25 protein-coding genes are annotated in these 25,402 nt (G+C 58.8%); 11 read left to right on the top strand and 14 right to left on the bottom strand.

Annotation, left to right across the window (positions count from 1 at the left end; genetic code table 11):
• Positions 1–260: 260 nt before the first annotated feature.
• The 8 genes from DTW90_RS37170 to DTW90_RS20730 all read right to left on the bottom strand — a co-directional run bounded on the left by DTW90_RS37170 (position 261) and on the right by DTW90_RS20730 (position 8,131).
• The gene (locus tag DTW90_RS37170; RefSeq protein ID WP_165927834.1) at positions 261–401 is read right to left on the bottom strand and encodes a hypothetical protein; all 141 of its coding nucleotides are present in this window, start codon (positions 399–401) and stop codon (positions 261–263) included.
• Between the two features lie 34 nt (positions 402–435).
• Complete coding sequence (locus DTW90_RS20700) at positions 436–1,686, bottom strand: NAD(P)/FAD-dependent oxidoreductase (RefSeq protein ID WP_246664989.1); 1,251 nt, start codon at positions 1,684–1,686, stop codon at positions 436–438.
• 232 nt (positions 1,687–1,918) lie between these two features.
• A complete protein-coding gene (gene ugpC / locus DTW90_RS20705; RefSeq protein WP_149340615.1) occupies positions 1,919–2,977 on the bottom strand; it encodes a sn-glycerol-3-phosphate ABC transporter ATP-binding protein UgpC in 1,059 nt (352 codons plus the stop codon).
• Positions 2,978–2,981: 4 nt separating this feature from the next.
• Positions 2,982–3,812, bottom strand: coding sequence for a carbohydrate ABC transporter permease (locus DTW90_RS20710; protein ID WP_132523533.1), 831 nt, complete (start codon positions 3,810–3,812; stop codon positions 2,982–2,984).
• A 4-nt stretch (positions 3,813–3,816) separates the two neighbouring features.
• Positions 3,817–4,752, bottom strand: a complete 936-nt coding sequence (locus DTW90_RS20715) for a sugar ABC transporter permease (protein WP_132523532.1) — start codon at positions 4,750–4,752, stop codon at positions 3,817–3,819.
• A 212-nt stretch (positions 4,753–4,964) separates the two neighbouring features.
• Entirely contained in the window at positions 4,965–6,224 is a 1,260-nt protein-coding gene (locus DTW90_RS20720; RefSeq protein ID WP_132523531.1) for a sugar ABC transporter substrate-binding protein, read from the bottom strand.
• A 48-nt stretch (positions 6,225–6,272) separates the two neighbouring features.
• A complete protein-coding gene (locus DTW90_RS20725; protein WP_132523530.1) occupies positions 6,273–7,439 on the bottom strand; it encodes a PLP-dependent transferase in 1,167 nt (388 codons plus the stop codon).
• Positions 7,436–8,131, bottom strand: a complete 696-nt coding sequence (locus DTW90_RS20730) for a FadR/GntR family transcriptional regulator (protein WP_132523529.1) — start codon at positions 8,129–8,131, stop codon at positions 7,436–7,438. Before DTW90_RS20730 ends, DTW90_RS20725 begins: the two co-directional genes overlap by 4 nt.
• 266 nt (positions 8,132–8,397) lie before the next feature.
• Between DTW90_RS20730 and DTW90_RS20735 the strand changes: the two genes are divergently transcribed.
• The 3 genes from DTW90_RS20735 (at position 8,398) to DTW90_RS20745 (ending at position 10,284) form a co-directional block, all read left to right on the top strand.
• Complete coding sequence (locus tag DTW90_RS20735; protein ID WP_246664990.1) at positions 8,398–9,102, top strand: SDR family NAD(P)-dependent oxidoreductase; 705 nt, start codon at positions 8,398–8,400, stop codon at positions 9,100–9,102.
• A gap of 191 nt (positions 9,103–9,293) precedes the next feature.
• Positions 9,294–9,692, top strand: a complete 399-nt coding sequence (locus DTW90_RS20740; RefSeq protein ID WP_149340617.1) for a nuclear transport factor 2 family protein — start codon at positions 9,294–9,296, stop codon at positions 9,690–9,692.
• A 91-nt stretch (positions 9,693–9,783) separates the two neighbouring features.
• On the top strand, positions 9,784–10,284 hold the full coding sequence (locus tag DTW90_RS20745) for a DUF3237 domain-containing protein (protein ID WP_207910552.1): 501 nt from the start codon (positions 9,784–9,786) through the stop codon (positions 10,282–10,284).
• A gap of 64 nt (positions 10,285–10,348) precedes the next feature.
• Here the strand turns inward: DTW90_RS20745 and DTW90_RS20750 are convergent, their stop codons facing one another.
• From DTW90_RS20750 to DTW90_RS20775, 6 genes are all read right to left on the bottom strand, one after another.
• A complete protein-coding gene (locus DTW90_RS20750) occupies positions 10,349–10,975 on the bottom strand; it encodes a TetR/AcrR family transcriptional regulator (protein ID WP_245512704.1) in 627 nt (208 codons plus the stop codon).
• Between the two features lie 67 nt (positions 10,976–11,042).
• Positions 11,043–11,987, bottom strand: coding sequence for an aldo/keto reductase (locus DTW90_RS20755; protein WP_210251422.1), 945 nt, complete (start codon positions 11,985–11,987; stop codon positions 11,043–11,045).
• A gap of 197 nt (positions 11,988–12,184) precedes the next feature.
• Positions 12,185–12,478, bottom strand: coding sequence for a metalloregulator ArsR/SmtB family transcription factor (locus DTW90_RS20760; protein WP_132523527.1), 294 nt, complete (start codon positions 12,476–12,478; stop codon positions 12,185–12,187).
• A 7-nt stretch (positions 12,479–12,485) separates the two neighbouring features.
• Complete coding sequence (locus DTW90_RS20765) at positions 12,486–14,057, bottom strand: MFS transporter (RefSeq protein WP_132523526.1); 1,572 nt, start codon at positions 14,055–14,057, stop codon at positions 12,486–12,488.
• Entirely contained in the window at positions 14,050–15,228 is a 1,179-nt protein-coding gene (locus DTW90_RS20770) for an HlyD family secretion protein (protein WP_245512703.1), read from the bottom strand. Before DTW90_RS20770 ends, DTW90_RS20765 begins: the two co-directional genes overlap by 8 nt.
• A 481-nt stretch (positions 15,229–15,709) precedes the next feature.
• The gene (locus DTW90_RS20775) at positions 15,710–16,252 is read right to left on the bottom strand and encodes a phosphatase PAP2 family protein (RefSeq protein ID WP_149340619.1); all 543 of its coding nucleotides are present in this window, start codon (positions 16,250–16,252) and stop codon (positions 15,710–15,712) included.
• A gap of 527 nt (positions 16,253–16,779) precedes the next feature.
• Here DTW90_RS20775 and DTW90_RS37175 point away from each other — a divergent pair.
• From DTW90_RS37175 to DTW90_RS20810, 8 genes are all read left to right on the top strand, one after another.
• Entirely contained in the window at positions 16,780–16,953 is a 174-nt protein-coding gene (locus DTW90_RS37175; RefSeq protein ID WP_188079999.1) for a hypothetical protein, read from the top strand.
• Between the two features lie 38 nt (positions 16,954–16,991).
• Positions 16,992–18,302, top strand: coding sequence for an O-antigen ligase family protein (locus DTW90_RS20780; protein WP_246664991.1), 1,311 nt, complete (start codon positions 16,992–16,994; stop codon positions 18,300–18,302).
• Between the two features lie 388 nt (positions 18,303–18,690).
• Complete coding sequence (locus tag DTW90_RS20785) at positions 18,691–19,350, top strand: response regulator transcription factor (RefSeq protein WP_149340623.1); 660 nt, start codon at positions 18,691–18,693, stop codon at positions 19,348–19,350.
• Positions 19,347–20,651, top strand: a complete 1,305-nt coding sequence (locus tag DTW90_RS20790; RefSeq protein ID WP_149340625.1) for an ATP-binding protein — start codon at positions 19,347–19,349, stop codon at positions 20,649–20,651. Before DTW90_RS20785 ends, DTW90_RS20790 begins: the two co-directional genes overlap by 4 nt.
• Positions 20,652–20,736: 85 nt before the next feature.
• Positions 20,737–21,105, top strand: coding sequence for a response regulator (locus DTW90_RS20795; protein ID WP_165927832.1), 369 nt, complete (start codon positions 20,737–20,739; stop codon positions 21,103–21,105).
• A gap of 118 nt (positions 21,106–21,223) precedes the next feature.
• Positions 21,224–21,835, top strand: coding sequence for a dual specificity protein phosphatase family protein (locus DTW90_RS20800; RefSeq protein ID WP_132523519.1), 612 nt, complete (start codon positions 21,224–21,226; stop codon positions 21,833–21,835).
• Between the two features lie 171 nt (positions 21,836–22,006).
• Entirely contained in the window at positions 22,007–23,986 is a 1,980-nt protein-coding gene (locus DTW90_RS20805) for a glycosyltransferase family 39 protein (protein WP_149340627.1), read from the top strand.
• 251 nt (positions 23,987–24,237) lie between these two features.
• Positions 24,238–25,395: a glycosyltransferase family 2 protein gene (locus DTW90_RS20810; RefSeq protein WP_149340629.1), complete on the top strand. Its 1,158-nt coding sequence runs from the start codon at positions 24,238–24,240 to the stop codon at positions 25,393–25,395.
• The last annotated feature ends 7 nt before the right edge of the window (positions 25,396–25,402 follow it).

Consider the following 25,402-nt stretch of genomic DNA (forward strand, 5'->3'; position numbering starts at 1 on the left):
CTCCCAAAGGATCTATCGAGTCTATCGCAAAGATCAGGCCGGCCGAGTTGGCGGGCATCTGGCATATGAAATGGAAGGAACCCGGGGGAATCCGAGAACATCCCGGCCGCCGCTGCGCTAATCTATATAATTTTAAGATGATTAGGAAGTATTATAGGAAAGATTGATAGTTGCCTCGGCTGTATTTAGTCAGCTTGGGAGCGGTTGAAGCTTACTTCCAGGTCAAGATGACGGACATAACGCTCCGGGACGTTGCCCCACTATGGCTGTGTCTGGCTGTGAGCGACTTCAGGCGGATTGTTTTTGTTCCTGTGATCGCTGGTCAGTTCATAGGCTGTGCATATGAAAAAGCCGATGGCGAGCACCGCGATCATGATCCTGTCGCCGAATTTCGAATCCACTGTCGTATCTTTCCAGGAGTTTGATGGAATTCGCCTACGCAGGAGAGCTCTGGCATTTCTTTACTATGGCTTCTGCGGCCACAACGCCAGTCTCAAATGCACCATGCGCGGTCGAGAATTTTCGCGGTGAACATGCTTCGCCGGCAAAGAAAAGGCGATCGTCGACGGATTCGGCCAGGACCTGTCGCTGGTTCGCCTCGCCCGGCTTTGCATAGGAATAGCCCCCGCCAATATTGACATCATTGCACCAACCGGACATGGCAGCGAACGAAAGTCTCTTTGGGAAGCTGCTTCCGAATAGCTTAGCGAGATCGGTCGAGGCGAAGTTTTGGGCACCTTCCGGTCCCGCCTTCTCCATGTCCTCTGCAAGCTGCCCACCGAAATAGACTTCGATGGCGGAGGAGCCGAACGGTCGGAGTTGATAGGTGACGCTTCCACCTTCGCCATGGGTTCCGAGATAGAGCCCGTCGACCGGGAGGTCGCCGGCACTATCCAGCGAAAGGAACAGCTTGTTGACCTTTCCAAGCGGGAGGCCGGCTGCCGCTTCCGTTTTCCCCGGAAGCGCTGGAAGAAATTTTATTCCCTCAGTCGCAAGTATGGTCGTCGACACCGTTACGATCACCGCGGCGGCTGTCATCATTCCTCGATTTGTTACGATCCGGATCTCGTTGCGATCCCGGTGGTCGATCGTCTGAACGACGGTGCCATATTCAATCGACAAGGGCGCAGCCGCAGCCGATATCAGCGAGCCATATCCGTTCGACGTCCGCAGATCCGGGCCGCGTCCGGGGGCATAGTGCTGGTAGTCCACGATCGAGGACTGCTTGAGGCTCGCGCCGTTCATCATGTTGGAGGACATTTCGAAACGGGACCGCCACTGTTCGCCAGGGGACACAGCTTCTGCCCAGCTGCTATCTCCTTGGCTGGCGTCATAATCGTGCAGCCGGTCGAAGAAATCGCCCAGAGCCTGCTGAGCCTTTTTCTCTGCATTCGCATCAAGGGCAAGACGACGCGTCGGATCGCTCCACGGAGCCGGTGTTTCATCGATCGCATATTCCAACTCGCGCGCCAGGGCGAACCACCTGTTGTCCCGCGAACCGTGGAACCACCCACATCCAAGGTCAACGGCCTGACCGTTGAGCGCAGGCGGCTTTACGCTCCAGGCCCGCCCGCCGGGGCGATTGGCTGCTTCGAGGATTGTCACCTTGAGATCTGGACGTCTTGATAGGAGATGCCGTGCCGCCGATATGCCCGCAGCCCCTGCGCCGATGACGATTATTTGCAAGCAGTTCACTCCTTCGAGCCAGCGAATACACGAATGCTCTCGGGAAAATTTCCGGCTCGGCTGAGCGGAGGGACCGGGGCTTCAGAATCCATTCTGCCGGAAAATGGGACATTGATCCATGGTCGGAGGACCCGCCGATGCTCGCATCGCAGTCACGATATTCTCAACTGCGGTACTGATCATTGATGCCAAAGTCTTCGCCACAAGGCGAAGCCTTTGCCCATGAGTTGACTCAGGTTGCTCTCTTCCCTTCGCCGTCGAACACATGCACATACTGCGCCGGGAACGACACCGTAACCTTCGGCCCGGCGCTCAGCGCTTCGCGGTTTAGCGTGAAAATCTTGAACGGCAGCCCGTGCAGCGAAAGGTGGAGGATGATGCCGAAGCCGGTGGGCTCGATCAGCTCGACATTGGCGCTGATACCCGAGCCATCCGATGTCAACTGAACATGTTCAGGCCGGATGCCAAGGGTAACCTTCGCGCCAGCAGGCAGGTTCGGCGTCGACGCGATCGGAACCGCGGTCCTATCCTTCAGCCTCATCACGCCTGCATCGTAGGTGGCTTCAAGGAAGTTCATTCCGGGAGAGCCGATGAATCCGGCAACGAAGAGATTGGCGGGGCGGTCGTAAAGCTCGAGCGGGCTGCCGACCTGTTGAACCACCCCGCCATGCATAGCAACAATCCGGTCCGCCAGCGTCATCGCCTCGATCTGGTCGTGGGTCACATAGATCGAGGTCGCCTTCAGGTCGCCATGCAGCTTCTTGATCTCGGCGCGCATCTGTTCGCGAAGGCGAGCATCGAGGTTGGAAAGGGGTTCGTCGAAGAGGAAGGCTTTTGGCTGGCGCACGATGGCGCGTCCCATAGCGACGCGCTGGCGCTGGCCGCCGGAAAGCGCCTTGGGGCGACGCTCTAAGAGCGGATCGAGGCCGAGTTTCGACGCGGCGCCCGCGACAGCGCTCGCAATCTTTTCCTTCGCGGCCTTTCGAAGCTTGAGGCTGTAGCTCATGTTGCCGGCGACATTCATATGCGGGTAGAGCGCATAGGACTGGAACACCATGGCAATGTCGCGATCCTTCGGATGCAGCTCGTTGACACGGTTTCCGGCGATGCGGATCTCGCCGCCGGTGACATCCTCAAGGCCGGCGATCATACGCAGAAGCGTGGACTTGCCGCAGCCCGAGGGGCCAACGAGCACGATGAATTCGCCGTCCTTGATCCTGAGGTCGACATCGTGCAGCACCTGCACGTGGCCATAGGCTTTCTTGATGTTCTGGATATCGATCGATGCCATTTGACTAACCCTTGACCGCGCCGGCCGTCAGGCCCTGGACGAGATAACGCTGGATGAGCAGGAAGAAGAGGCCGGCCGGAATAAGCGCCATGACGCCAGCCGCCATCATCTGCCCGAAATCCACGGAGAATTTCGAAACGAAGGTGAGAAGCCCGACCGGAAAGGTCGCCGCCTGATTGCCGTTGATCAGCATCAGGGCGAAGAGCAACTCGCTCCACGCCGCCGTGAAGACAAAGCCGAGTGTTGCGGCAATGCCGGGCAAGGTCAGGGGCAGGATGATCTGCCGGAAGGCCGTGAACTGGGTAGCGCCGTCGATCATCGCCGCCTCTTCAAGATCCTTCGGAATGCCATCGAAAAAGGACTGCATCAGGAAGGTCGCGAAGGGAACGTTGAAGGCCGTATAGACGATGACGAGGCCGGTCAGGCTGTTCGTCAGGTGCAGCGGCGTCAGGATCTTGAAGATCGGCGCGACGAGCATGACAAGCGGAAACATCTGCGTCAGCAGCATCAGGCCCACGATCCAGTATTTGCCACGGAAATTGAAGCGCGACAGTGCATAGCCGGACAGCGATGCGCAAAGCGTGACCGCAATCGCCGTCGATGCCGAGACGATCAGGCTGTTTTCAAAAAAGGTCGGAAAGCTGCTGTGCTGCAGGACGAAGGAATAGTGCTCCCAGGTCGTGCGCGAGGGCCATAGCCGCACGCCCTCCGTATAGAGCAGGTCGTTTGGTGTGACCGAAACCTTCAGCAGCCAGAAGAGTGGGAAGAGAGCGAAGACGATGTAGCAGAGGATCGCCAGCCGATGCGCAATGGTTGGAAGAATGGATCGTTTCATGGGCTCAATCCTTGCTCAGCAGGGTTTGCCGAAGCACGATGATCAACATCGAATAGGCGAGCAGCAGGATCAGCAGCACCAGCGCGATCGCCGACGCATAGCCGAAATCCAGCCGCTTGAAGGCCTGGGTGAAGATATAGCTCGACACGATCTGGGTGCGGTCGGCCGGACCGCCGCCGGTCATGACGACGATCAGGTCGGCGAAATTGGCGATCCAGACGGTGCGCAGCAGAACGGTGATTGCAATGGTCGGCGCGAGGAACGGCAGCGTGATCGAACGGAAGCGATCGAACCAGCCTGCACCATCGATGGAGGCGGCCTCATAGAGATCGCGCGGGATCGCCTGCAGCGCGGCAAGCAGGGTGATCGCGAAGAAGGGAATACCCCACCAGACATTAGCGACGATCGGCCCCCACATTGCATATTGCGGATCCGACAGGATATTGGCGGGCTCGCTCATAAGTCCCAGACCGAAGAGCCAATGCGGGATCGGCCCGATGACCGGATTGAAGAGCCATGCCCAGGTAAGACCGGCGAGGAACGACGGTACCGCCCAGGGCAGGAACACGAGAGCCTGGACGATGCCCCTGCCGACGAAGGGCTTGTCGAGCAACAATGCGAGGATGAGACCAAAGATGAATTGCAGCAGGACGGATGCGACCGTCCACCACAGCGTGTTCTTCAACGCGCCGTAGAAGGCGGCATCCTTGGCAAGATCGCGGAAATGCTCCAGGCCCACGAAGCCGCCGGAAAATGGGTTGAGCAGCTGTATGTCGCGGAAGGCATAGGAAATACCCACCACCAGCGGCACCAGCATGACCGCGGCGATGAGGATGAGTGCCGGCGCGCTATAGAGATAGGGCTCTGAGGCGTCGGCCAGACGCTTCTGCCACGACCTGCGGTCGGGACGCATGTCGAGCGTTGCTGCAGGAGTGGTCATCGATTTGCAGTTTCCATAATCGTTTCCCAACCGAGGGTTTGGGCGGCAGGCCTTGACGGAGTGCCATACGGCCCCGTCATCGACCCTTCGGGCCACCTTCTCCCCGAGGGGAGAAGGGGAGCGGCGACGCTGCAGCAGGTCTCTTCTCCCGAGCGGGGAGAGGTGCCGGCAGGCGGATGAGGGGCCGCAATCCCGGCGGCCCCGCTATCCGGTTACTTCTTGGCCATGAACTTCTGCTGCGCCTTGGTCAGATAGTCAGCCCACTGATCGGCCAGATCCTTGGCGGAGATATCGCCAAGCATGGCCTGCTGCGAGGTCTTGATCGCCAGCGAATCCTTGAAGAAGGCGAATTCTTCGAGGTAGGTCGGCATGACTGTTGGGACCGTGTTCTTGTCGGCCAGTTCTTCGAACCAACCCTTGAACTGGTCGCCGGCGTAGAAGGGATCCTTCTCGGCGGACGTATAGGCCGGCAGCGCGCCGATCTTCTTGTTCCATTCGAGATTGCCTTCCGGGCCTTCCAGCGTCGCGATCAGTTTCCAGGACAGGTCCTTGTTCTGGCTTGTCGAGAACATCGACCAGCCGCCGTAGCCGATCGTCGGGAAGGACTTGCCGTCAGGCCCCTTCGGCAGCGGAGCGACGCCGAAATCGTCCTTGTTCATGCGCTCGGCAACGGCGATCAGCGCGTCCGGATCCTGGTCGAGGAAGGCGCAGGTGCCGGAATAGAAGCCGGCGACGACTTCATTGAAGCCCCAGTTGACGCTGTCCTTGGGCGCAAGGCCCTTCTTGTAGAGATCGACCATCCACTCGATGCCCTTTGCCCAGCCTTCGCTGTTCATGGTCGAGGTGCCGTCATCCTTGAAATATTTGTTGTCGCCGGCCATGGAGGCGGCGAAGATCATCCAGCCATTCAGACCGCCAGGGCCGCCGCGCATGCAGTAGCCGGACTTACCGGGAATCTTGGAGACGGCTTCGGAGGCCTTGACGAAGTCATCCATCGTCTTCGGCGGCTCGGACACACCGGCCTGCTGCAGGAGCTTCTTATTGTAGAACATCGCGCGCAGATAGAAGCCGTAAGGCAGCATATAGGCGGTGTTGTTGACATAACGGCCGAGTTCGAGGGCGCGCGGTGTCAGTTCCTTGGTGTGATCCCACTTGGCGAGATAGGGTTCGAGGCTTTCGAGCATGCCGTTGTTGCCATAGAGCGAAACCCAGGTGTCGGGCATTTCCATCACGTCTGGCGTATCGCCGGCCGAAACCATGGTCGCGAACTTCTGGAAGGCTTCGTTCCAGGGCAGCGAGATGATGTCGACCTTGGTGCCCGGATTGGCGGCTTCGAACTTGGAGACGATCGACTTCAGTGTCTCGGTGCGCTCGGGGCTGGTGATGACTTCGACGAGCTTGAGCGTCGTGTCGGCAAAGGCCGTTCCTGCCATCATCGTGGCGAAGAGTGCGGCGGTGATCAGTCTTTTCATGCTTCGTTCCCCCTCTTAGGTGTTTGTTTGGGTTGAAGGTTCTGGTTTTCAGGAGGCGGCGGCAATCGCCTCCTCGATATCTCTCCACAGCGCCTCGGTTCCTTCGAGACCGACATGGAGACGCACGGACCGCGCATTGATGCCAAAGGTATGCGCGGAATTCGGCTGTGCCTTCTGCTGAAGGACGACCTCGCCCGGTACGATCAGGCTTTCATGTCCACCCCAGCTCACTCCCAGTTTGAAGAGCTTGAGGTGGTCTGCGAAGGTTCGGATGTCGATGCCTTCGCGGAGGATGAAGGAAAACAGGCCCGACGTGCCGTTGAGGCCTGCCGGCAGGCGGTTGGCAAGGCCCGGATGGCAGACCTGCTCGACAATATCGAGGTTCTGCAGCCGCTTGGCGATCGTCATCGCAGCCGCCTCATGCGCCCTCATGCGCAGTGGCAGGGTGCGCAGGCCGCGGATCAGAAGCCAGGCGTCGAAGGGCGAGAGCTTGCCGCCGAGATAGGGATAGGCCTCGGATTTTACCCGCGCGATCATCTCCTTCGATCCTGCGACCACGCCGGCGACGACATCGCTGTGGCCGCCGAGATATTTGGACGCGGAATGGATGACGAGATCGACGCCAAGCGTCAGAGGCCGCTGGAAATAGGGGCTCGCCCAGCTGTTGTCGATCATCGAAACGGCGCCGTGCTGCTTGGCAATTGCGGCAAGCGCGCCGACGTCATGAGCTTCCATCACCCAACTGGTCGGGCTCTCCATATAGAAGACCTTGGCGCCGGGGAGCGCCTTGGCGACCGCCTCTTCGTCGCGGCCGTCGACATAGGTCACCTCGACCTTCATGCGCTTCAGGATCGTGCCGAACAGGCGGAAGGCGTCCGGATAGACATGCTTGACCGCTACGATGCGGTCGCCGGGCTCGACGAAACTCAACACAGCGGAAGAAATCGCCGCCATGCCGCTCGCAAAGCCAAGCGCATCTTCGCCACCTTCAAGCTTTGCCAGCATCTCTTCGAACATGCGCACGGTCGGATTGAGGCCGCGCGTATAGATCGGCCGCACTTTCTCGCCGCGATAGGAAGCGATCATGTCGTCATAATCGGAAAAGGTGAAAAGCGATGTCTGAAAAATCGGCGGCACTACGGCTTCGGCGTAGTTGCCGTCGTCATGGGCTGTAATCAGAGAAGCGAGATCGAATGGCTCAAGCCCATCAGTCATTTGGACATTTCCTTGATGTCTTCCTCGACAACGTCGAGAATTTTCAATGTCTCAGCGCGAGCCGCTTCGGGGTCCTGGGCGACAATCGCGTTGAAAAGCGTACGGTGAAACGGAAAGGACCGGCGAGCGAAGTCCTGCCGGTCGAAGGGATGGGTCCAGAAGCGCTCGAAGGTGCCGCGCATCTGCTCGAGAAGCTGCTTGAACAACGGATTATGGGTCGCGTCGTAGACAGCGAGATGGAAGGCGAGGTCTTCCGGGCCGGAGGCGCCCTTGGCAATATGGACACGCTCCATCTCGTCGAGCTTTTCCTCGATGATGGCGATATCAGCGGTCGTACGCTTCTTTGCGGCGACCATTCCGGCCTCGCATTCGATGCCGCGACGAACTTCCAGCGTCTGCAGAAGCGCATCACGGAGATGCGGTGTGTCCATCGACAGCGGCATGTGGATGGTCGCCTTGGAAACCGGTTTCAACAGATAAGTGCCGCTTCCCTTGCGGGTTTCCATGACGCCGAGGGCCTGGAAATGCGTGATGACCTCGCGGATCGTCGAGCGCCCTACCGAGAGGGCCACCATCAGTTCGCGCTCAGTCGGCAGCCGGTCGCCCGACTGGAGCTTCGATGTCTCGATGAAATTGGACAGCGCATCGATAACCTGCTGCGTCCGATCAATCGACGGAAGTGGTGTAAGCATTGCCCCTCTCTTATTGCCCCTAAATTGGTCTGACATCTGCCATCAGGTCAATCCATTTTCTCATCTGTCCGCTTTCTTTTTTTTGAGTGGCCCTGCGTCGCTACGGGCTTCGTCGGGTGGGTTAACTGTGATGGCGGAAGCAGTCGATGCGTAGGCTGCAAAAGCAGGGTACGATGAGAGGCCGCAGCTGCAAGCTCGGTTCCTGTCCGCCGTGCGCGCGTCACCGGGACGGCCGCAGCTCGGAAAGCCCAATGGGAGACGCTGAAATGGAACAGCAAGTCGTCATGATTACTGGCGCTGGTGGTAACCTTGGAACTGCGATCGTCGAGCATCTGTCTTCCGAGGGGGGCGTGAACCTCATTTGCCTTGAGCGAAATACGGAAACTCTTGCGACTGTGATCGCGCGCGTACCTTCCGGGGTTGAGGTCTTGGGACTCGACCAGATCGATCTCACGGACGTAGTTTCGTGTCAGGGCGCTGTCGAAAAGGCTGTCGCCCGATTTGGGCGCATAGACGCGTTGGTCAACACGGTCGGCGGGTTCTCGATGGGGCCGGTCGATCCATCCGGAATGGATCGATGGAACCACATGATGTCGATGAATGCCTTCACGGCATATGCGATAAGCGCCGCTGTCCTGACTGTCATGCAGCCACGCAAATACGGTCGGATCGTGCATGTGGCTGCCTCCCCGGGCCTGAAGGCAGGACGCCATCAGGCCGCCTACGCGGCGTCGAAGGCAGCGGTTATTCGGCTAACCGAGGCTATTGCTGCCGAAAACAGAAGCAATCGGATCACTGCGAACTGCATCCTTCCCGGAACCATCGACACTCCCCAGAATAGACAGTCCATGCCGAATGCAGACGTGAATGACTGGGTGCCTCCAACGTCGGTCGCAAAGCTCATAGCATTCCTGATTTCGAAGGACTCGAGCGCGGTTACCGGTTCGGCGATCGCGGCAGGCGGCTTTTAACGGGATCTGAGTGTTGCTAGGTGCCTGGCGGCGGCCGCCACGGCGCGGGAAGAAGCTCGCGATCATTCAACCGGCAGAAGCTGAGAAGCCGATACGAACGTGTGATGGACAATGCACGTTCTTTCGTCGAGCATAGGACTCCGGCAGCTTGGCTTAAATGCCAAAGCAGTTGCTTTCCTTGGGAGATCGATATGGAAGAAGCCGCTTATCGACAGCTCTTGATGCGACATTGGAAGGCGTCGGACGAGGGCGACTTTGAAGTCGAACACGAAATCTATGATCACAAGTCGATGTTGTACTATCCTCAATCGGGAGAGCGAATTTCAGGGCGAGCCAACATCCAGGCGAGCCGTTATGCACAGCCGAACAGCAAGAGGTTCGCGGTCAGGCGCATTACCGGAAGCAGAGATCTCTGGGTGACCGAATTTCTGCTTTCCTATGATGGGAAGCCGAGCCACACGGTGAGCATAATGGAATTTCGCGACGGGCTGGTTGTCCGGGAGACGCAATACTTTGCCGATCCATTCTCGCCGTCGCCCTCTCGTTCAGCACTGGTCGAACTGGTGACCGAAGGGGATTTGGACAATTGACGCCCGTTCTCCGCTAATGACCGCCGGGACGCCGGATCAACCAGATTGGAATGCTTTCGGCTGAACGGTCTTAACCTCAGGGACGCTCGCAATGCCAATTCTGACAAAAGAACTCGACACCGCAGAAGAAGTGATTGGAGAGATTCGCACCAGATCACTGTTCACGATGAGATTGGATGCCAGACCTTCCCGGATCATCGGCTCTACCCCGTCGACGTTTAGGCAAGTGCGTGTCATCGATGGCGGCCGTTTTGAGGGTGATCGACTCTCCGGAAAGGTTCTGGATGGAAGCGACGATTGGCAGACTATCCGTTCCGACGGCTGCACCTTATTGGACGCTCGTCTGACACTTGAAACCGACGACGGCGCCCTGATCTGCATGACCTATCACGGCCTGCGCCATGGCCCGCCCGAGGTCATGGCGCGGATCGAACAGGGGCTTACGGTCGATCCTGCGAGCTACTATTTCCGCATCAATCCAATGTTTGAAACCGCTTCCCAGAAATACGGCTGGCTGAACCGCATACTGGCCATTGGTGCCGGCCACCGTTTCGAAGATGGGCTGGTGTACAACGTGTTCGAACTCCTCTAGGGCGTCCCCTGCGTTGCTTTTGCTCGAGGCAGAACTGCCTGGAATCCGGGCCTTCTCCTGCTTGTCAGCAAAGATGGCCGCTGGCTGCGATTTGCCTCATTGCCGGCGGGATCGTGTCTTCCCGATCCAATTCGCCAATAAGGAGGCGAAGCCAGCTAAATCCGACCCAGAGCGCCAATTTCGCATCGATGTGATCTTGTCCGAATTCGCCGCGGCCGGCGGCCGCAAGAAGCATTTCGCGAACGTCAGCCGTCCGGTCGGGCAGGAATTTTTCTCTCAAGGCGTGGAGTGCTTCCGGCGTGCCCTGGGCCTCCGCAATCAGTCCGCGCAGTGCAGTTCCCGCGGGATGTGACGCCCAGAAGCGCCACAGGCTCGTCGTATAGCCGGTCAGATCGTCGACCAGATTGCCGGTGTCGGGAACCGAGACGAAGGCAGACCGCTCAGCAGTGTAGATTGCGATAAATAGATCCGCCTTGGTGGGGTACCATCTGTAAATGGTGGTCTTGCCTGAGCCGGCTCGGCGGGCGACTTCCTCGACTGAAAAGCCGACATAGCCTTTTTCCCAAATGAGTTCCTTCGCAGCGGCTAGGACTGCGGTCTCCGCTTCAGGATTTCTGCGTGCGCCAATGGACGTACGCCTTTTCGCTGGCGCCGATTGTGATTTGCTGACCATTGAGAAGGCGTAGCTCAAATCGATGCTTCCAATCAATCACGATCAGGCGTTGGAGACCGGCCCTTCCTGCTTTTCGACTTTTGGCCTACTTTTCGACTCTTGGAATGAAGCCGGGCACGCCAGTGCTCACCACGCCGTTGAATCGCACGTTCGTACTGATCTCGTTTCGAATCCGCCGCATCGCCTCCTCAGGCAGTGCAGAAATATCAAAATTCTCTTGGATGCGGCTTGGCGTAACGGATGTCGTCAAGAACGCGGTGCCGCGCTGTACGGCCCATGCCAACGCGACCTGGGCCGGCGTCTTGTGAACGCTTTCGGCTATGGAGGTAATCACCGGATCTTCCAGGACCCTTGGCTCCATTGCGTGCCCCAAGGCCGCAAAGGCAAGCAGAACGATCCCTTGCTCGTGGCAATATTCGAGAAGCTCCCACTCCGGAAGATAGGGGTGGGACTCCACCTGAATCACCGCCGGCTTTATGCGCGCCTCAGAGACGATTTCCTTCAACGTATCCAAAGAGACATCCGAGAGGCCGATGGCGCCGCAACGACCCTCGTCGACGAGCTGCTCGAGGGCTCGCCAGGTATCGATCAACCTGACGCCCTTGTCATAAATTACGTTGCCTTCGACATCCCGGGGATCCTGATTGTCTCCAGGCTGAAACGCGAATGGGGTGTGGATCAAATAGGCGTCGATGAAATCCACCTGCAGGCGTCGGCGACTTGCCTCGAACGCAGCCTTGACGCGCTCGGGACGATGATTGGTGTTCCAAAGCTTGGTTGTTATGAACACGTCCTCACGACGAACCGTCCCGTCGGAGAACGCCTCCCGGAAGGCGTCGCCGATCACCTCTTCATTGCAATATCGTTCCGCGCAATCGAAGTGTCGGAATCCTGCGGCCAACGCAGCCTTGACGGCCTGCTTGGTTGCCACCGGGTCCGGAATGAGCGTGCCGAATCCGACGGCCGGCATCGAGCCGGTGCCGTGCACCAGCGGAATTTTCTTCAAACGAAGCGTGTCAGGGGATTCCACGGATAAACTCCTTCAGTCAGGACTAGAGAGACGACGAGCCTGATGCCGTCGACGAATGGATTGGCCCAGCGTTGATTTTCCAGGCCACTTCCCGTTCTAGGCGCGCTGATCGGTCGGGCCTATTGCACCTTGGTGTCGACCTTGGATCGCGGTGCGACCGATTGTTTGATCGGGTGGTGGCCAGAGCAAATGTCATGTCAAAGCTCCTTGTCGAGGTAGACGAGGAATTCGCGGATGGCCTGCTCGTTGCGTTGGTAGAGAACCCATTGCCCGATACGTCGCGAAGTAAGTAGGCCGGCCTTCAGCAACTCGCCAAGATGACTTGAGATAGTCGATTGAGATAGACCCAAACGCTCGAATTCACCCGCACACACGCCCATGTTCAATGGATGCTGTTGCGAAGAAAAATAGCGTTCCGGGTTCTTAAGGCGCGCCAGGATTTCAAGCCTCGTAGGGTTGGCCAGGGCCTTGAGGATCAGGTTCTTTTCCATCTGCGCTCTAGCCTCGCGAAGTCATGGACGCGGTCAGCGGATGCGCGGGAGAGGGCGCCATTAGGGAAACGACGACCAATCCAACAATCGCGGCCAGAAACGTGATCCAAAACCCGTCGATATAGGCCTGAACATTCGCTTCCCTTTGGACGATGCCCGCCAAGTTACCGAGCCCGCGCTTTATGGCTTCGGCCTGGGAGCCGCCCGAAGCCGATCCGGCGCCGAGTTGCAGGAGCAGGGAACTCCAGCCTGGCGTCGTGCCGGTCACATGCAGTCCGATCAGGTATGAATGCAGCTGTTCCCGTTGCCGGACAAACGTCGCCATCGTCGTCGCAACCGTCTCGGAGCAGATCAGGCGCATGACTTGGACATAGGCGGTGAGAGCGATGGCGCGCGACGGGTTCACATTGCTGAACAACGTGGCGACTGCCGCAAGGAACACGATCTCTTCTCCGAACGTCTGGAGGACGACGATCAGCTTGAACTCGGGAAGTGACCATAGGTTGGTCAATCCCGTCCCCAGCCATGCAGACAAGGCGAAACAAATGAATCCTATCATTAGCGTTGTTCGCTGCTTGACTGTCTGAACGAGCACGACTGCGGTGCCGGTCGCAGCCGCGAGGAGAAGCATCGCATAAGGTGCCGAAAAATCTCCAATCTGTTCGGGACGCAGATGCGCCACGGCGACCAGAAAGTTTGGCTCCAACAGCGAACTGCCAAGGCTGGCGGTCATGAAGCAGCCGATAGCGGCAAAGCCGAGGGCAATGTTTCTTGAAAACAGTATGGAGACGTGCGCCCAGGGCTCTTCGACACGGGATTCGTGCCAGACAAAGACGATTGCCTGAAAGGCGGCCGCGGCAAGGAGCGACAGGATCAGCCCGGACCTGAACCAATCGAGCCGATTACCCTGGTCGAGCGCCAAGTAAAGCGTCGTCAAGGCGCTGCCGAAGATCGCCATCCCACCCCAGTCCGCACTCCCAAGGAGCTTTCGATCGACATCGACCGGTTTGCCGCCAAACCAAAAGAGCACACCGATCACCGGGGCAACTATGGCGCCCTGCCAATACAGCCATTGCCAGCCGATGGTCTGAGAATAGCTGCCCGCGGTATATAGGCCGAGATTCTGTGCGAACGGGATTCTCAGAACATAGAACGCAAGCGCAAAGATCCAGAACCTGCGATCCAGATTTCGAAACGCGGTCATCAGCGTCGCGCCAACAAACAGGCCGAGCAACGCAGCCCTGAGCGCGTGCAGGGCGACCAGCAGTTCAAAACCGCCACAAAGCGGGATGGTGAAGGAGATGGCAGAATAAAGGAGCGCCGGCCCGATCATCACTCGCTTCACGCCGAAGGCCGCAATTAGCCAGCCGACGGAGGGGGCCACCAGAATTTGAGGCGCGGTCGCGAAGGTCGCAAGCCAGGAACCTTCATCCACCGTCAGACCGAACGCTCCGCGCAGGTCCGGCAGACCGATGCTGGCTGCGCGGATGTCGAAGGCGGTCAGTATCGACGCCATCACCACAGCGATGGCAACGAATCCCTGACGAGGCAAATCACTGGATGAAACTCTGCTAGACATGATCTTTGACCTCGCGCGTCGTGATGCGCGTAATGACCGACATGCCAGGCCGTAGGCGGTCGAAGTTTGCCTGGTTGGGATCCAGTTCTATGCGGACTGTCAGCCGCTGCGCCACCTTGGTGAAGTTGCCGGTCGCATTGTCCGGGGGAAGCAGCGCGAAGGTCGAGCCGCTGGCGGGAGAAACTTTAGACACCGTCCCCTGCAGGGTCGCGCCAGGAAGCATGTCGACCGAGATCTCGACCGGCTGTCCTTCCCGCACCCATGCCAACTGATTTTCCTTATAGTTCGCAAGGATGTAGATATGAGGAAGCGGGACAATGGAGATCAGGTTGGTGCCCGCGCCGACATAGTTGCCGAGCTGGACATTGCGTCGCGCGACGACGCCGTCGATCGGTGCGTGAACGTCCGTGTAGCTCAGCTCAAGTTCGTTTGCGGCAACTTCGGCGGAAGCGCTGTCGACGTTGGCCTTGAGGGCGTCGCGCTGCTTGGCAAGAACATCCAATTGTGATCTCTGCGCCGATACGGTTGCTTCAGTCATCTTTGCGTTGGCAAGAGCTCGCTCGTGAGCCGCGGTAGCTTTCTCCAGGTTTTGAAGAGAACTAGCTCCGCTCTCGAGACCAAGCCGCGTCTGCCGTTTCAGCTCCTTGTCGGTTTCGACTTCGTCAGCTTCTGAAGCCTGCTTCTGGGCGACGGCGACATCGATCTGAGCGAGCTGAAAAACGCGTTGGCTATCGTTGTTTGCAAGCTGAGCCTCTGCGGCCTCGAGTTTCGCCCTGGAGGCCCGGAGAGCCACTTCATAAGGAGCGCGATCTATCGAAAACAACAGGTCGCCGGCTTTGACGTGCTGATAATCATGGACGGTGACCAGTTCGACGGTGCCACCGACCCTTGTGCTGACCGAGGAAACGTCTGCGTAGACCGCGGCATCGTCCGTTGACTGAACAGTCCGACTGGCGACCCATGAGTCCCAGTTCGCGCTGGCGCCGGCCACTGCGGCAAGCGCGACGCCGATTGCAGTAACGGGCACAGCAAGCGACAGCAGCGAGTTCGTTCTTTTGGGGAGAGAGGGCGAGGCTGCGGCCGAAGGCTCCCTCTCTGGCGAAGGGGCGGACACAAGGGCAGGCCGTGGAGAGGTGGACGGCTCGCTGGCTTGATCTTCTTTGGATTGCATCTGAGGCATTTTGCTTCCAGTTCAAAACTGTCGTCGCGTCGTTCTGGGAGACATGCCCGAGACCACGCCGGCGATGCTCTGTGCATTGTCGACAGGCCCGGATGACTCCCTCGCATAACAAGTTCCGCGATCGGGTCGATCTTAAGGTTGTATCTTATATAAACGATCCGTATCGTTTCATCAAGAAGGCGTCGAAAATTCGATGTTCATTTCCGCCCCAACGACAGGAGATGCGTCAACAGGTGCGGGAACTGTAGACCGAGCGGGATGGAGTTTTGCGGATGCTTTGGCCTCAGGGGCAGATCGAACAATTGAAGCTTACAGGAACGGAGCCGATTGGGCCGTTCCAGTTTCACGCCTCTTCCCGATGCATGCGGCCGTTAAGAAGGGCGTGTGGCGGCTGAAGCCGATGCCGATCAATAAAGCCGAACGCGAGGCAGCGAGCCCATTTTAAGCTCGTATCTAGTACGCGATGGCGCGGCTACAGGATTGCGGTGACGAGCCGGTCGACGCGGGTTCCCTCGCGGTAGAGGACATTGACCAGGGTCGTCGCTGTCATGGCCATGGCAGCGCCTCCGATGATATCGGTGACATAGTGCGTTCCGACATAGACCCGAGACAGGCTGATCACCAGCGCTGCTGCGGCAGCGATTGCACCTCGCCTTTTCAAGCCTTGAATCAGAAGGGTCGTTGCTATCGCGAAACAGGCGGTTGCGTGGTCGGAAGGAAAGGATGCGTCGACGCTGCGGTCGATGATGAGATGCGTGACGCCCGCGTCGTAGGGCCTGACGCGTTGGAAGAACAAGATGACGATCTGGTTCACGCCAAGACCCAAAAGGAAGGACAGACCGGCAGCGATGCATGCATGTCGGACATGCGCGCGATCACGCACGGACCACCATTGCAACCCCATGAACAGCACTAGGAGCGGAACGCCGAACTGGGTTATGGCGATTATCACCTTGTCGAGCATGCCGCTCGATCCCGCCCAGCTGTTGATCCAACCGGTGATGATCACATCCATTTTATTGCCTTTGCTTGAAGAGGGAGTCCAAGGCCTCATTGAGAAGCGATGCCGAATAGGACCGTGCCGAGGAGCGAACCGTGTCGGGCAGACTGAGTTCGTCGCAGCGTGCGTCGACCAGCTTGCGCATCAGCGCAAACGTACCTGATCCGGTAAGAGTGTTTCCGCGCAGGAAGAGACATTGTGACGGGGCTGACATGAGCTGGAGAACAATCTGTCGTCCCAGAGCTTCGTCGTCTGGCGGGTTTGAATTGCTGAAGGGGAGTTCATTCTCAATCGATCGATGCATCGCTTTCATTCCGACGCGGGCATCCCGGCGGCCCATCGGACTGATACCGGGCCGCCCGACTGCGGCATTGACCTCGTCGCGTCTACAAGGTCGCAGTCGAAAAACGCAAGATGAACCATGAGAATTAGAACAGACTTAGATGCGGCAGTCTCCGCAATGTCATGTTCCCGCCACTTCATAAGTTGCGGCTAAGTTTCGCGGTCCATACTTCGTCCAAAAATCTCATGAGGAGTTTGGTATGGCGGTTGAATGGTCGCATGGACATGATGTCGTCAAGCGAAGCGGGCGAAGATCCGCGCCGCGGGCGGTCGGATGGTCCAGCCGGATAGCGCCGCTTTTGGAGGCCCTGATCGCCGTGGCGATCGGCCTTGCCATCACCTGGTTCCTTGTCATCGTGTCAGTCTCTGGATGAGCCGTCGATTGCTGGGCGCCGGGACGGCGGATGAGGTTTTGCGGCTTCCAATCGTGGGCGCCGTCCTTTGGCTTGCGGCCTGTTCGGCGGTGGTCGTTGAAAGCGACACCTATCGCTATGCCTGCGGAATTCTTGCTCTGATCGGGCTCTATTTCTATCTGCGCATGACCGATAGGCCCACGATCAGCTGGGTAGGGTGGTTGTGTATGGGATGGGCGGCCTATGCGTTCGCCATATTCCTGGTGATGTTCGCCTTCTGGCCGGGGCATCCGATCGGCGAATCCGAGTTCCTGTACTGCTTCCCGCTATTCTTTCCCATCCTCGGTTTTGCTCTTTCGATCTATTGGAAGTCGATGGAGCGCATCATCGCTGCATTTCACATCGGCGGGCTTCTCATGCTTCTTCTGACGACGAAGTTTAGCGAGGTCGCCTCCGGGGAAACCGTTCGTCCTCTGATCCAGAACAACCAGATCCACGGCGCGGTCTGCTGTGGCATCCTCTTTGTGACATCCTGCTTCTGGCTGCTTCATTATGTGACCGAGAAGCGATCAGATCGGACGATGGCGACCATTTCTTTCCTGGTGGCTCCCCCCGTGATGGCCCTCTCTCTGTTCTGCATCTACGGCGCGAAGTCTAAGGGCGTCTGGCTGGCGCTCGGGCTAACGCTGCCCCTGCTTGCGATCCTTGTTCTTCGCCGATTGAAGATGGGCAAGGGCACCCTGGTTTTCGCTGTCGCGCTGGCGGGACTGCTTTTGGGCACCTATGCCGTTCGCGCCAACCTGGACCAATTTGCGGGCCCGACGGTGCAGGCAGCCGAAACGATGCTGTGGAGCGCCGGGCATGACGGCGGCGCGGCGGCTGACGTCGCAGCGACCATTGCCTCGAGTTCAACTCCAATCTCGATGGATGAACGGCTTCAACTGTGGTGGAACGCCTCGGAACTCATTGCGTCATCGCCGATCCTAGGCTGGGGAAACGAATGGCTGAACCAATGGCACCACGCCAAATATGGATCGATCAAGTATGATCTGATGCACAATGGCTATCTCGAAATCCTGGTGCGCTACGGGGTCGTGGGCGCGCTCGTGTTCCTGCTTATGCTCACGGTCTTCATAAGAAGCGTGCAGATGGCGTGTCGCGATGGCATCATCCCGCCTTGCGCCTTCTACGCCTACCTTACGGTTCTTGTGTTTTTCGCCTTCACCCTGTTGAGCAACTCGAACAATCGGCTTGCGATCGGAGAGAGTCTCGCGCTCGTCAGCTCAGCCTTTGCCTGCGCGTGTCATTTTTTCATCGAACAACGCCGGCGAGCCGTCGCAAATGGTGACAGGCACGAAGTCTCGTCATAACGACGCGGTCGATCGCTGAGGGTGCGATAGCGCTCGTCCCTGCCGTGAAGTTCAGCCTCATCTGGAGCCATGCCCGACAGGGCGCAGCCACATGGCGTTGGCCGACGCTCTGTCGAGTTTCATGGGGGCAGCGCGACGCGCGAACTCCTCGCTGGTCCCACGGGTGGTGAACCTTGCGCCTTGTCTCCTATAGCGCGTCATGCGCTGGTGGACAGCAGGGCCAAAGAGTTCATCCGTTGCGGTCGAAAGCGGTTTGGACAACAGCTTACAGGTCGCACAATGGCGCGGTATTCTTAGGTGAGACTTAGAGTTTTTACCGTCTTCCTAATTCCGCGCTAAATTTTCGATGCGAGATGCTTGATAACGGACGAGCGGGAGCTTGGTGCAGATGAGAATTCTCGTGGTGGAAGATGACAGGATGCTGGCGCTCGGGCTGCAGCGGGCGCTCTCCGACGTCGGCATGTCGGTGGACTGGATTGCCGATGGCAAACTTGCCGAAGAGGCGATGAAGAGCGACAGCTATGCCGCGGTCCTGCTGGATCTGTCTCTGCCCGCTCCCGACGGACTGACGTTGCTTCGGGAGGCTCGGTCTCGAGGCGCCAGCGTGCCTGTGGTGATCATCACGGCTCGGGACGATCTCGATACGCGCCTGAATGGCCTGGATCTCGGCGCCGACGATTTCGTGTTGAAACCCTTCGAACCCTCGGAGATCATCGCGCGACTGCGGGCGGTGATCCGGCGCCATTCCGGTCACGCGACCTCCAAGATCGGAACGTCGAACATCGCTCTCGATCTGGCGTCCCATGAGCTTTCGTACGGCGGGGTCACGGAGGTTCTTCCGCATCGCGAATTCGCGTTGATGCGGGCTCTTCTCGAGCGTCCTGGCATCATCCTGTCCCGGTCCCAGCTCGAAGAGAAAATCTATGGCTGGGGAGAGGAAGTCGAAAGCAACGCTGTGGAGGTCCTGATCTTTTATATCCGGCGTCGCTTCGACAAGCAGGTCATCCGCAATGTGCGCGGGGCCGGCTGGATGATTCCAAAGACATGATCTCGCTCAGAACCGCTACCGCCAGTTCGCTGGCGATCCTCTTTACCGGGATCGCGGTCGTGGTCGGTGCCACGTCCTATCTGTCGACGATGCGAGAGAGCGGAGATTTCCTCGACCTGCAGCAACGCCAGATCGCCCGTTATGTCGGTGATCTCACCTTCATTGCGCCAGGCGAGGCGGCGCTGCCGCCGCATGACAGCGAGGACGACTACGTCATCGAGGTGACCTACGCCGATGGACGCCCTGCAAAGACCTCAGATCCATCGGTCGTCATTCCCGATCAGCCAACTACGGGGTTTTCCGAATTCTCCGATCGAAACGGGCAATGGCGCGTGTTCTCCCTGGTGACACCCGGTCGGACGGTACAGGTCGCCCAGCAGGTCGTTGTCCGTCGGGAACTTGCGGCAGACGCTGCCGCAAGAGCGATAGTTCCGTTTCTTGTCGCGATACCTCTTTCTTGGTTGCTGGTGGCCTTGGTAGCAGGTCGGATCTTCCGGAGCCTCGAACGCCTCGGCGACGAGATTTCGCGCAAGGCGACCACCGATGTCGAGCCGCTCGATCTCAGCACAATGCCACGAGAGGTCTGGCCGTTCGTGCGTTCCATGAACGAGCTCATCTCACGCCTCGGGGTCGCCTTGCGCCGCCAGCAAATGTTTCTGTCGGATGCGGCACACGAGCTGCGGACGCCGTTGTCGGCGCTAACCCTGCAGATCGGCAATCTTTCCCAGCACCGCGGCGCCGATCTCGAAGAGCGCTTGACAGATCTTCGCGCAGGCGCGCGACGGGTATCGGCACTGACCGACAAGCTCTTGAAGATCAGCCGATACGAAGGGCAGAATCCCGCCTCGACACCGGCGTGGCTGGACCTTTCCGAAGTCGTGAAAGACGTGGTGTCCGGACTTCTGGTATCTGCCGAAGAGAAGCAGGTCGACCTGGGCTTCTCGGGCCTCGCCGAGAACGCCCGAGTGCGTGTCGATCTCGACGACTTGCAAACATTGTGCGAGACCCTTGTCGACAATGCTGTTCGCTACACGCCGAATGGTGGCGCCGTGGACGTGACGGTCACAGGAGGCCCATCTCCGTTGCTCATCGTTGCCGACAACGGTCCTGGCGTCGCGGCCGAGGAATTGCCCCGATTGACCGAGCGCTTCTTTCGTGGCTCGTCGGGCGGCGAGGGGACGGGTCTCGGGCTTGCGATCGTCCACGCCATATGCGTCAGGCAAGGATTGTCCCTGCGGCTGCAAAATCGCGCCGAAGGCGGCTTTCTGGTCCAGGTCGGCTTTCCCCGTCCCAAGGACTAGCATCCTGCCGCCGGGGGCGATCGGCGTGCTTCAGATGGTTGTCAGCAAATAGGAGCATTGGTGTTCGCATCAACGGAGAATTGAGTTGCGAATACTGCTCGTGGAAGACAACGTTCTGTTTGGCGACGCCTTGAGGGAGCATCTGGTCTCTTCAGGCTGGGACGTCACATGGGCAACCGGGTTCAAGGCGGCCGTTGATATCTTGAAGCGGTCGACGTTCGATCTCGTTTGCCTTGATCGGCGGCTCCCGGATGGCGACGGCTTCGACATTCTGCGTCAAGGGTTGCCGAGGTGCCCTACGCTTGTCCTTTCGGCTTTCGATCAGTTGTCCGACCGCCTTGAGGGCGAGCGGCTGGGTGCATCGGACTATCTGGTAAAGCCTTTCAATCTCGACTCGGTGGTCCGCCGGCTGGAGGCGCTGCTGGCGCGGCCACCGCAAGCGCGGCGTGCATAAACGCACCATTTTCGCGCAAAAATCTCCTCGGACGACCCCGTGTGCCGCCAGCTTTCAGGTGCCTGTCAGCCTTATCGGGCAAGTGATGCTGACATCATCAGGGAATCTCGGAAAAGGCATGACACGGTTTCGTTTTCGTCGGTTTTCGATTGCTGTGGCGGCTGTCATCGGGTCCGTCGGCGCTGGCTGCGGCGCATATGCCGGATATCTGCAGCTCAGCGGCAACTTTCATCCGGTCATCGATGGTCAACTCTATCGCTCCGCGCAGCCGACGGCTGATGAGCTTGCTGCATATGTGCGCGCTCATGGGATCAAGACCGTGATCAATCTTAGGGGAGCCCATCCGGGCACCCCGTGGTACGATGACGAAGTGGCGATGGCTGGCGGCCTGGGCGTCAAGCATATGGACTTCGGGTTGTTTGCCTCCAAGGTCGTCTCGGCACAGAAAATCGACCAACTTGTCGCGATGATGGAAGCTGCCCCCAAGCCGATCCTTATTCATTGCCAAGCAGGCGCTGACCGAAGCGGTCTCGTTTCTGCGCTGTACATGCGCAAGATTGCCGGAATGGACGAGCGGCAGGCCGAGGGCCAGCTGTCGTTCTACTATGGTCATATTGGCATACCGGTCGTTTCTGCGGCATATGCAATGGATCAGACGTGGGAAGACATGGAATCCCGCGATAAGACGCAAGCACAAGCGGACCTCCCGGCCTATGCCGTTGTTCGCTGATTTCGGCCAAAGCCGAAGGAATAGACAGTCGAGGTTCTCATCGGGTAGGCGATTGGGTGGGGGCAAAACGCTCGATCTCGTCCTGATGGTCGGGTGACGTGACGCTGCCGTACCCTAGTATTGCGTCACCCGATAGTACGCCTCGCGATAACGAGAAAATTGGATCAGTATTTGCTAAGTGATGCCCGTATTGACGAGGATGCCGGCCTGCATTCGACGCATTCATTGCCGAGGCTGTTGGCGGTCAGTCTGATTGCCGCCTCGCTTGACCTTCTGGTCTTTGCGGCGTTGCGGGGCCAGAATGTCGATCCGTTGACCGCCCAATTCTTCGGCTTTGCGGCCTCGGCGGTTTTTAGCGCTGCGTGCTTTGGCGGAACCCTGCTGTCGGTCGCTAACGCTACCGCGTCCACGATGCCGCGTCATATGATGTGGTCCGGTTTCGTTCTTGTGCAAGTGATTGCGCTCGCAATCCGAGGAGGCATGCTCGGAGTGGAGCTATCCGCGCTCGGGCTTTCGCCGCGGGTTGCGATCGGCCCTGCGGTCCTCGCCGGGGCAACTATCAGCTATTTCGGTCAAGCTCATCTGCTCCTGAGGCGGTCCTTTGGCACGGGGCGATTGGCTCCGATCGCCGTTGCGACGATCTTGACCCTGTTCGTGCTCAGGCTCCTTTACCTCGGCCTGATCGACCTGCTGCCGGAAGAGGCTTATTACTGGAATTATTCGCAGCACCTCGACATCGGGTATCTCGACCATCCGCCAATGGTGGCCTGGCTGATCTGGGCGGGAACGTGGCTCTTCGGCGTCAACGAATTCGGTGTCCGGATCGGCGCCTTCCTCGGCTGGCTTGTCACCGCGTGTTTCGCCTCCCTTCTCACACGCAACCTCTTCGGAAGGCAGGCTGCGCTCGTTTGCGGCGTGCTGATCGCCGCGATGCCGGTCTATTTTCTTTCCGGTTTCCTGATGATGCCGGACGCTCCGCTGACGGCGGCATGGGCCGGAACGCTCTATTTTCTGGAGCGTGCGCTGATCGGAAACAGGCGTTGGGCATGGCCTGCGGCAGGCGTCTGCTTCGGACTTGGACTGCTGTCGAAATACACGATCGCGCTCCTTGGACCGGCGGCCTTGCTCTTCATTCTGCTGGACGCCAGATCAAGGCGATGGCTGCTTCGTCCTGATCCCTATGCTGCCGCGGTCATCGCACTCGTGCTGTTTTCTCCGGTGATTTATTGGAATGCCACCCACGACTGGATGTCCTTTGCGTTCCAAAGCTCGCATCGTCTGGAAGAGGTGCGCCATTTCTCGCTGCTGGAGCTTCTAGGGTACGCTGCGGTCCTGCTGACGCCCACGGGGCTCTTGGCTGCGTTCGTTGTGCTAACTTCCGACGGCATCGCCGCTTTCTCCCGGGCCTATCCGCGCGATAGCAAGCGTCTGTTTTCCCTCGTCTTCACGCTCGTACCGCTTTGCGTGTTCGTCGGCTTCAGCCTGTTTCATGAAACCAAGCCGAACTGGACGGGTCCTCTGTGGCTTTCCATCCTGCCGGGCGTGGCCGCAGCGTTCGTGTACCAGAGGGAGAAGGAGACACGGATCGTTGGTCTGCTGAGAGCGGCGGGACCTCCGACAATCGGGATCACGGTCGCCGTATTGGCGATTATTTTCCATTATATTGCGCTGGGCTTTCCCGGCGTCGGCTACCGGCACAACATCCGCACCTTGCCAGTCGCCTGGAGCGAGTTTGGCGGCGCCGTCGCGGGCCTTGAGCAGGCAGTCGAAAGCCAAAGCGACAAGCCGGTCGTGCTGATCGGTATGGATCAATATTTTGTGGCGAGCGAGATGGCCTTTTACGTCCGGCCCGATGGAATCCCATCTACCAATTCTATCGGTCGAGGCGCAATCGGAACCGGCAGTCTGATGTATGACATCTGGTTCCCTCCGAGTTTTTCAAGCGGAAAGACAGCACTCATGGTATCTTTGGGCAAGGGAGAGTTGGAGCGGCCCGATCTGGCTAGCCGGTTTTCACGGTTGACCGACATCCGTAAACAGATCGTGGAAAAAAGAGGCCGGGAAATTGGGAGCTTTTATTACCGCGTCGGTTACGATCTCCGGACATGCTCCCCCAGTGACGGCGATTGTGGCACTCCCGACAGTGAATAATGGCCATCCACAGCAAATGTGAGCTTCGTCGCGCGTTCAGCATCCTGTCAGGGTTTCATGAAAGGTAAAAGAATCGATAGTCGCCCAGGCGTCATGGCGAGCCAGAACGCGACAGGATTCGTTGAAAGATCGGAAGCAATCGGCGGACGTTTATCCGTCTAGCGGGCGCTGAGCCAATTCCATTGGCGTAAATCTTTCACGAACTCGTCGAGCAAACTCGCCCTTCCTTATTAAGTAAACTTGGGACGCAAATGAGTTCACGAAATTCCGCTTCGCTCGCCCAGAGAGCGGAGAAACTGACAGTCATCGAGGGGCTCTCACCCGGTCCTGAGCTTTCGATCATCATTCCGACGTTCAACGAGCGCGACAACGTCGTCCCGATGATCGAACGGCTGCGAACCGCCCTGCGGGGGATCGCCTGGGAGGTGATATTCGTCGACGACGATTCTGCAGACAGAACCCTCGATGTCGTCCGTGATCTTTCGACGCAAGACCGGCGTATCCGCGGCATTCGGCGCGTCAACCGGCGTGGTCTCGCCGGCGCTTGCGTCGAAGGGATCTTGTCGAGTTCTGCGCCAATCGTCGCGGTGATGGACGCCGACCTTCAGCATGACGAAACGCAGCTTGCGGGCATGCTCGAAATCATTCGCCAGGGCGAGAGCGATCTCGTCGTTGCGACCAGATATGGAGAAGAACAGTCGTCCGACGGCGCGCTGACGGCCATTCGCCAGGCTGGGAGTCGCGTTGCGATCCGAGCGGCCCAGCGGCTGCTCAATGTCAAGACCACCGATCCGATGAGCGGTTTCTTCATGGCCCGGCGCTCTGTCGTCGAACAAGCTGCGCCCAAACTCTCAAATCAGGGTTTCAAGATCCTTCTGGATCTCATTGCATCCTCGCCTTCTCCATTGAGGATCGCGGAAATTCCCTACATCTTCCGTCCAAGAATGCACGGCGAGAGCAAGATGGATGCTTCGGTCGTGATGGATTATCTCGGCCTGCTGATCTCGAAATGGTCCGGGGACCTGATTTCGGCACGCATGGTGCTCTTCGGCCTGGTCGGATCGAGCGGGGTTGTCCTGCACCTTGCGGTTCTGCGCCTGCTGCTTTTGCAGGGTGCAACTTTCTCGGTCGCCCAGCTTGGCGCGATGTTGGTTGCGATGGTATCGAACTATACGCTCAACAACGCACTGACCTACAGGGATCGGCGCCGCCGGGGCTGGCGGTTCGTCAGCGGACTCGTGCTCTTTTCGCTGCTTTGCAGTGTCGGCATCTTCGCGGGCGTCGGCGTTTCCTCGTTATTCTACGGCAATCGGTCCCGCTGGTGGGTCGCGGGGCTTGCCGGCGCGATCATCGGCTCGGCGTGGAACTACATCACCAATTCGATGATCACGTGGCGACATGCTCGGTAACGCAGCG

The sequence above is a fragment of the Neorhizobium sp. P12A genome (assembly GCF_008365395.1).
In the GTDB taxonomy this organism is placed as follows: domain Bacteria; phylum Pseudomonadota; class Alphaproteobacteria; order Rhizobiales; family Rhizobiaceae; genus Rhizobium.

Coding starts and splice junctions, on each gene's coding strand:
- DTW90_RS20735 (WP_246664990.1), top strand. CDS start 8,398: ATGGAACAGCAAGTCGTCATGATTACTGGCGCTGGTGGTAACCTTGGA.
- ugpC (WP_149340615.1), bottom strand. CDS start 2,977: ATGGCATCGATCGATATCCAGAACATCAAGAAAGCCTATGGCCACGTG.
- DTW90_RS20740 (WP_149340617.1), top strand. CDS start 9,294: ATGGAAGAAGCCGCTTATCGACAGCTCTTGATGCGACATTGGAAGGCG.
- DTW90_RS20745 (WP_207910552.1), top strand. CDS start 9,784: ATGCCAATTCTGACAAAAGAACTCGACACCGCAGAAGAAGTGATTGGA.
- DTW90_RS20775 (WP_149340619.1), bottom strand. CDS start 16,252: ATGGATGTGATCATCACCGGTTGGATCAACAGCTGGGCGGGATCGAGC.
- DTW90_RS20720 (WP_132523531.1), bottom strand. CDS start 6,224: ATGAAAAGACTGATCACCGCCGCACTCTTCGCCACGATGATGGCAGGA.
- DTW90_RS20765 (WP_132523526.1), bottom strand. CDS start 14,057: ATGTCTAGCAGAGTTTCATCCAGTGATTTGCCTCGTCAGGGATTCGTT.
- DTW90_RS20730 (WP_132523529.1), bottom strand. CDS start 8,131: ATGCTTACACCACTTCCGTCGATTGATCGGACGCAGCAGGTTATCGAT.
- DTW90_RS20770 (WP_245512703.1), bottom strand. CDS start 15,228: ATGCAATCCAAAGAAGATCAAGCCAGCGAGCCGTCCACCTCTCCACGG.
- DTW90_RS20725 (WP_132523530.1), bottom strand. CDS start 7,439: ATGACTGATGGGCTTGAGCCATTCGATCTCGCTTCTCTGATTACAGCC.
- DTW90_RS20710 (WP_132523533.1), bottom strand. CDS start 3,812: ATGAAACGATCCATTCTTCCAACCATTGCGCATCGGCTGGCGATCCTC.
- DTW90_RS20785 (WP_149340623.1), top strand. CDS start 18,691: ATGAGAATTCTCGTGGTGGAAGATGACAGGATGCTGGCGCTCGGGCTG.
- DTW90_RS20810 (WP_149340629.1), top strand. CDS start 24,238: ATGAGTTCACGAAATTCCGCTTCGCTCGCCCAGAGAGCGGAGAAACTG.
- DTW90_RS20760 (WP_132523527.1), bottom strand. CDS start 12,478: ATGGAAAAGAACCTGATCCTCAAGGCCCTGGCCAACCCTACGAGGCTT.
- DTW90_RS20715 (WP_132523532.1), bottom strand. CDS start 4,752: ATGACCACTCCTGCAGCAACGCTCGACATGCGTCCCGACCGCAGGTCG.
- DTW90_RS20800 (WP_132523519.1), top strand. CDS start 21,224: ATGACACGGTTTCGTTTTCGTCGGTTTTCGATTGCTGTGGCGGCTGTC.
- DTW90_RS20790 (WP_149340625.1), top strand. CDS start 19,347: ATGATCTCGCTCAGAACCGCTACCGCCAGTTCGCTGGCGATCCTCTTT.
- DTW90_RS37175 (WP_188079999.1), top strand. CDS start 16,780: ATGGCGGTTGAATGGTCGCATGGACATGATGTCGTCAAGCGAAGCGGG.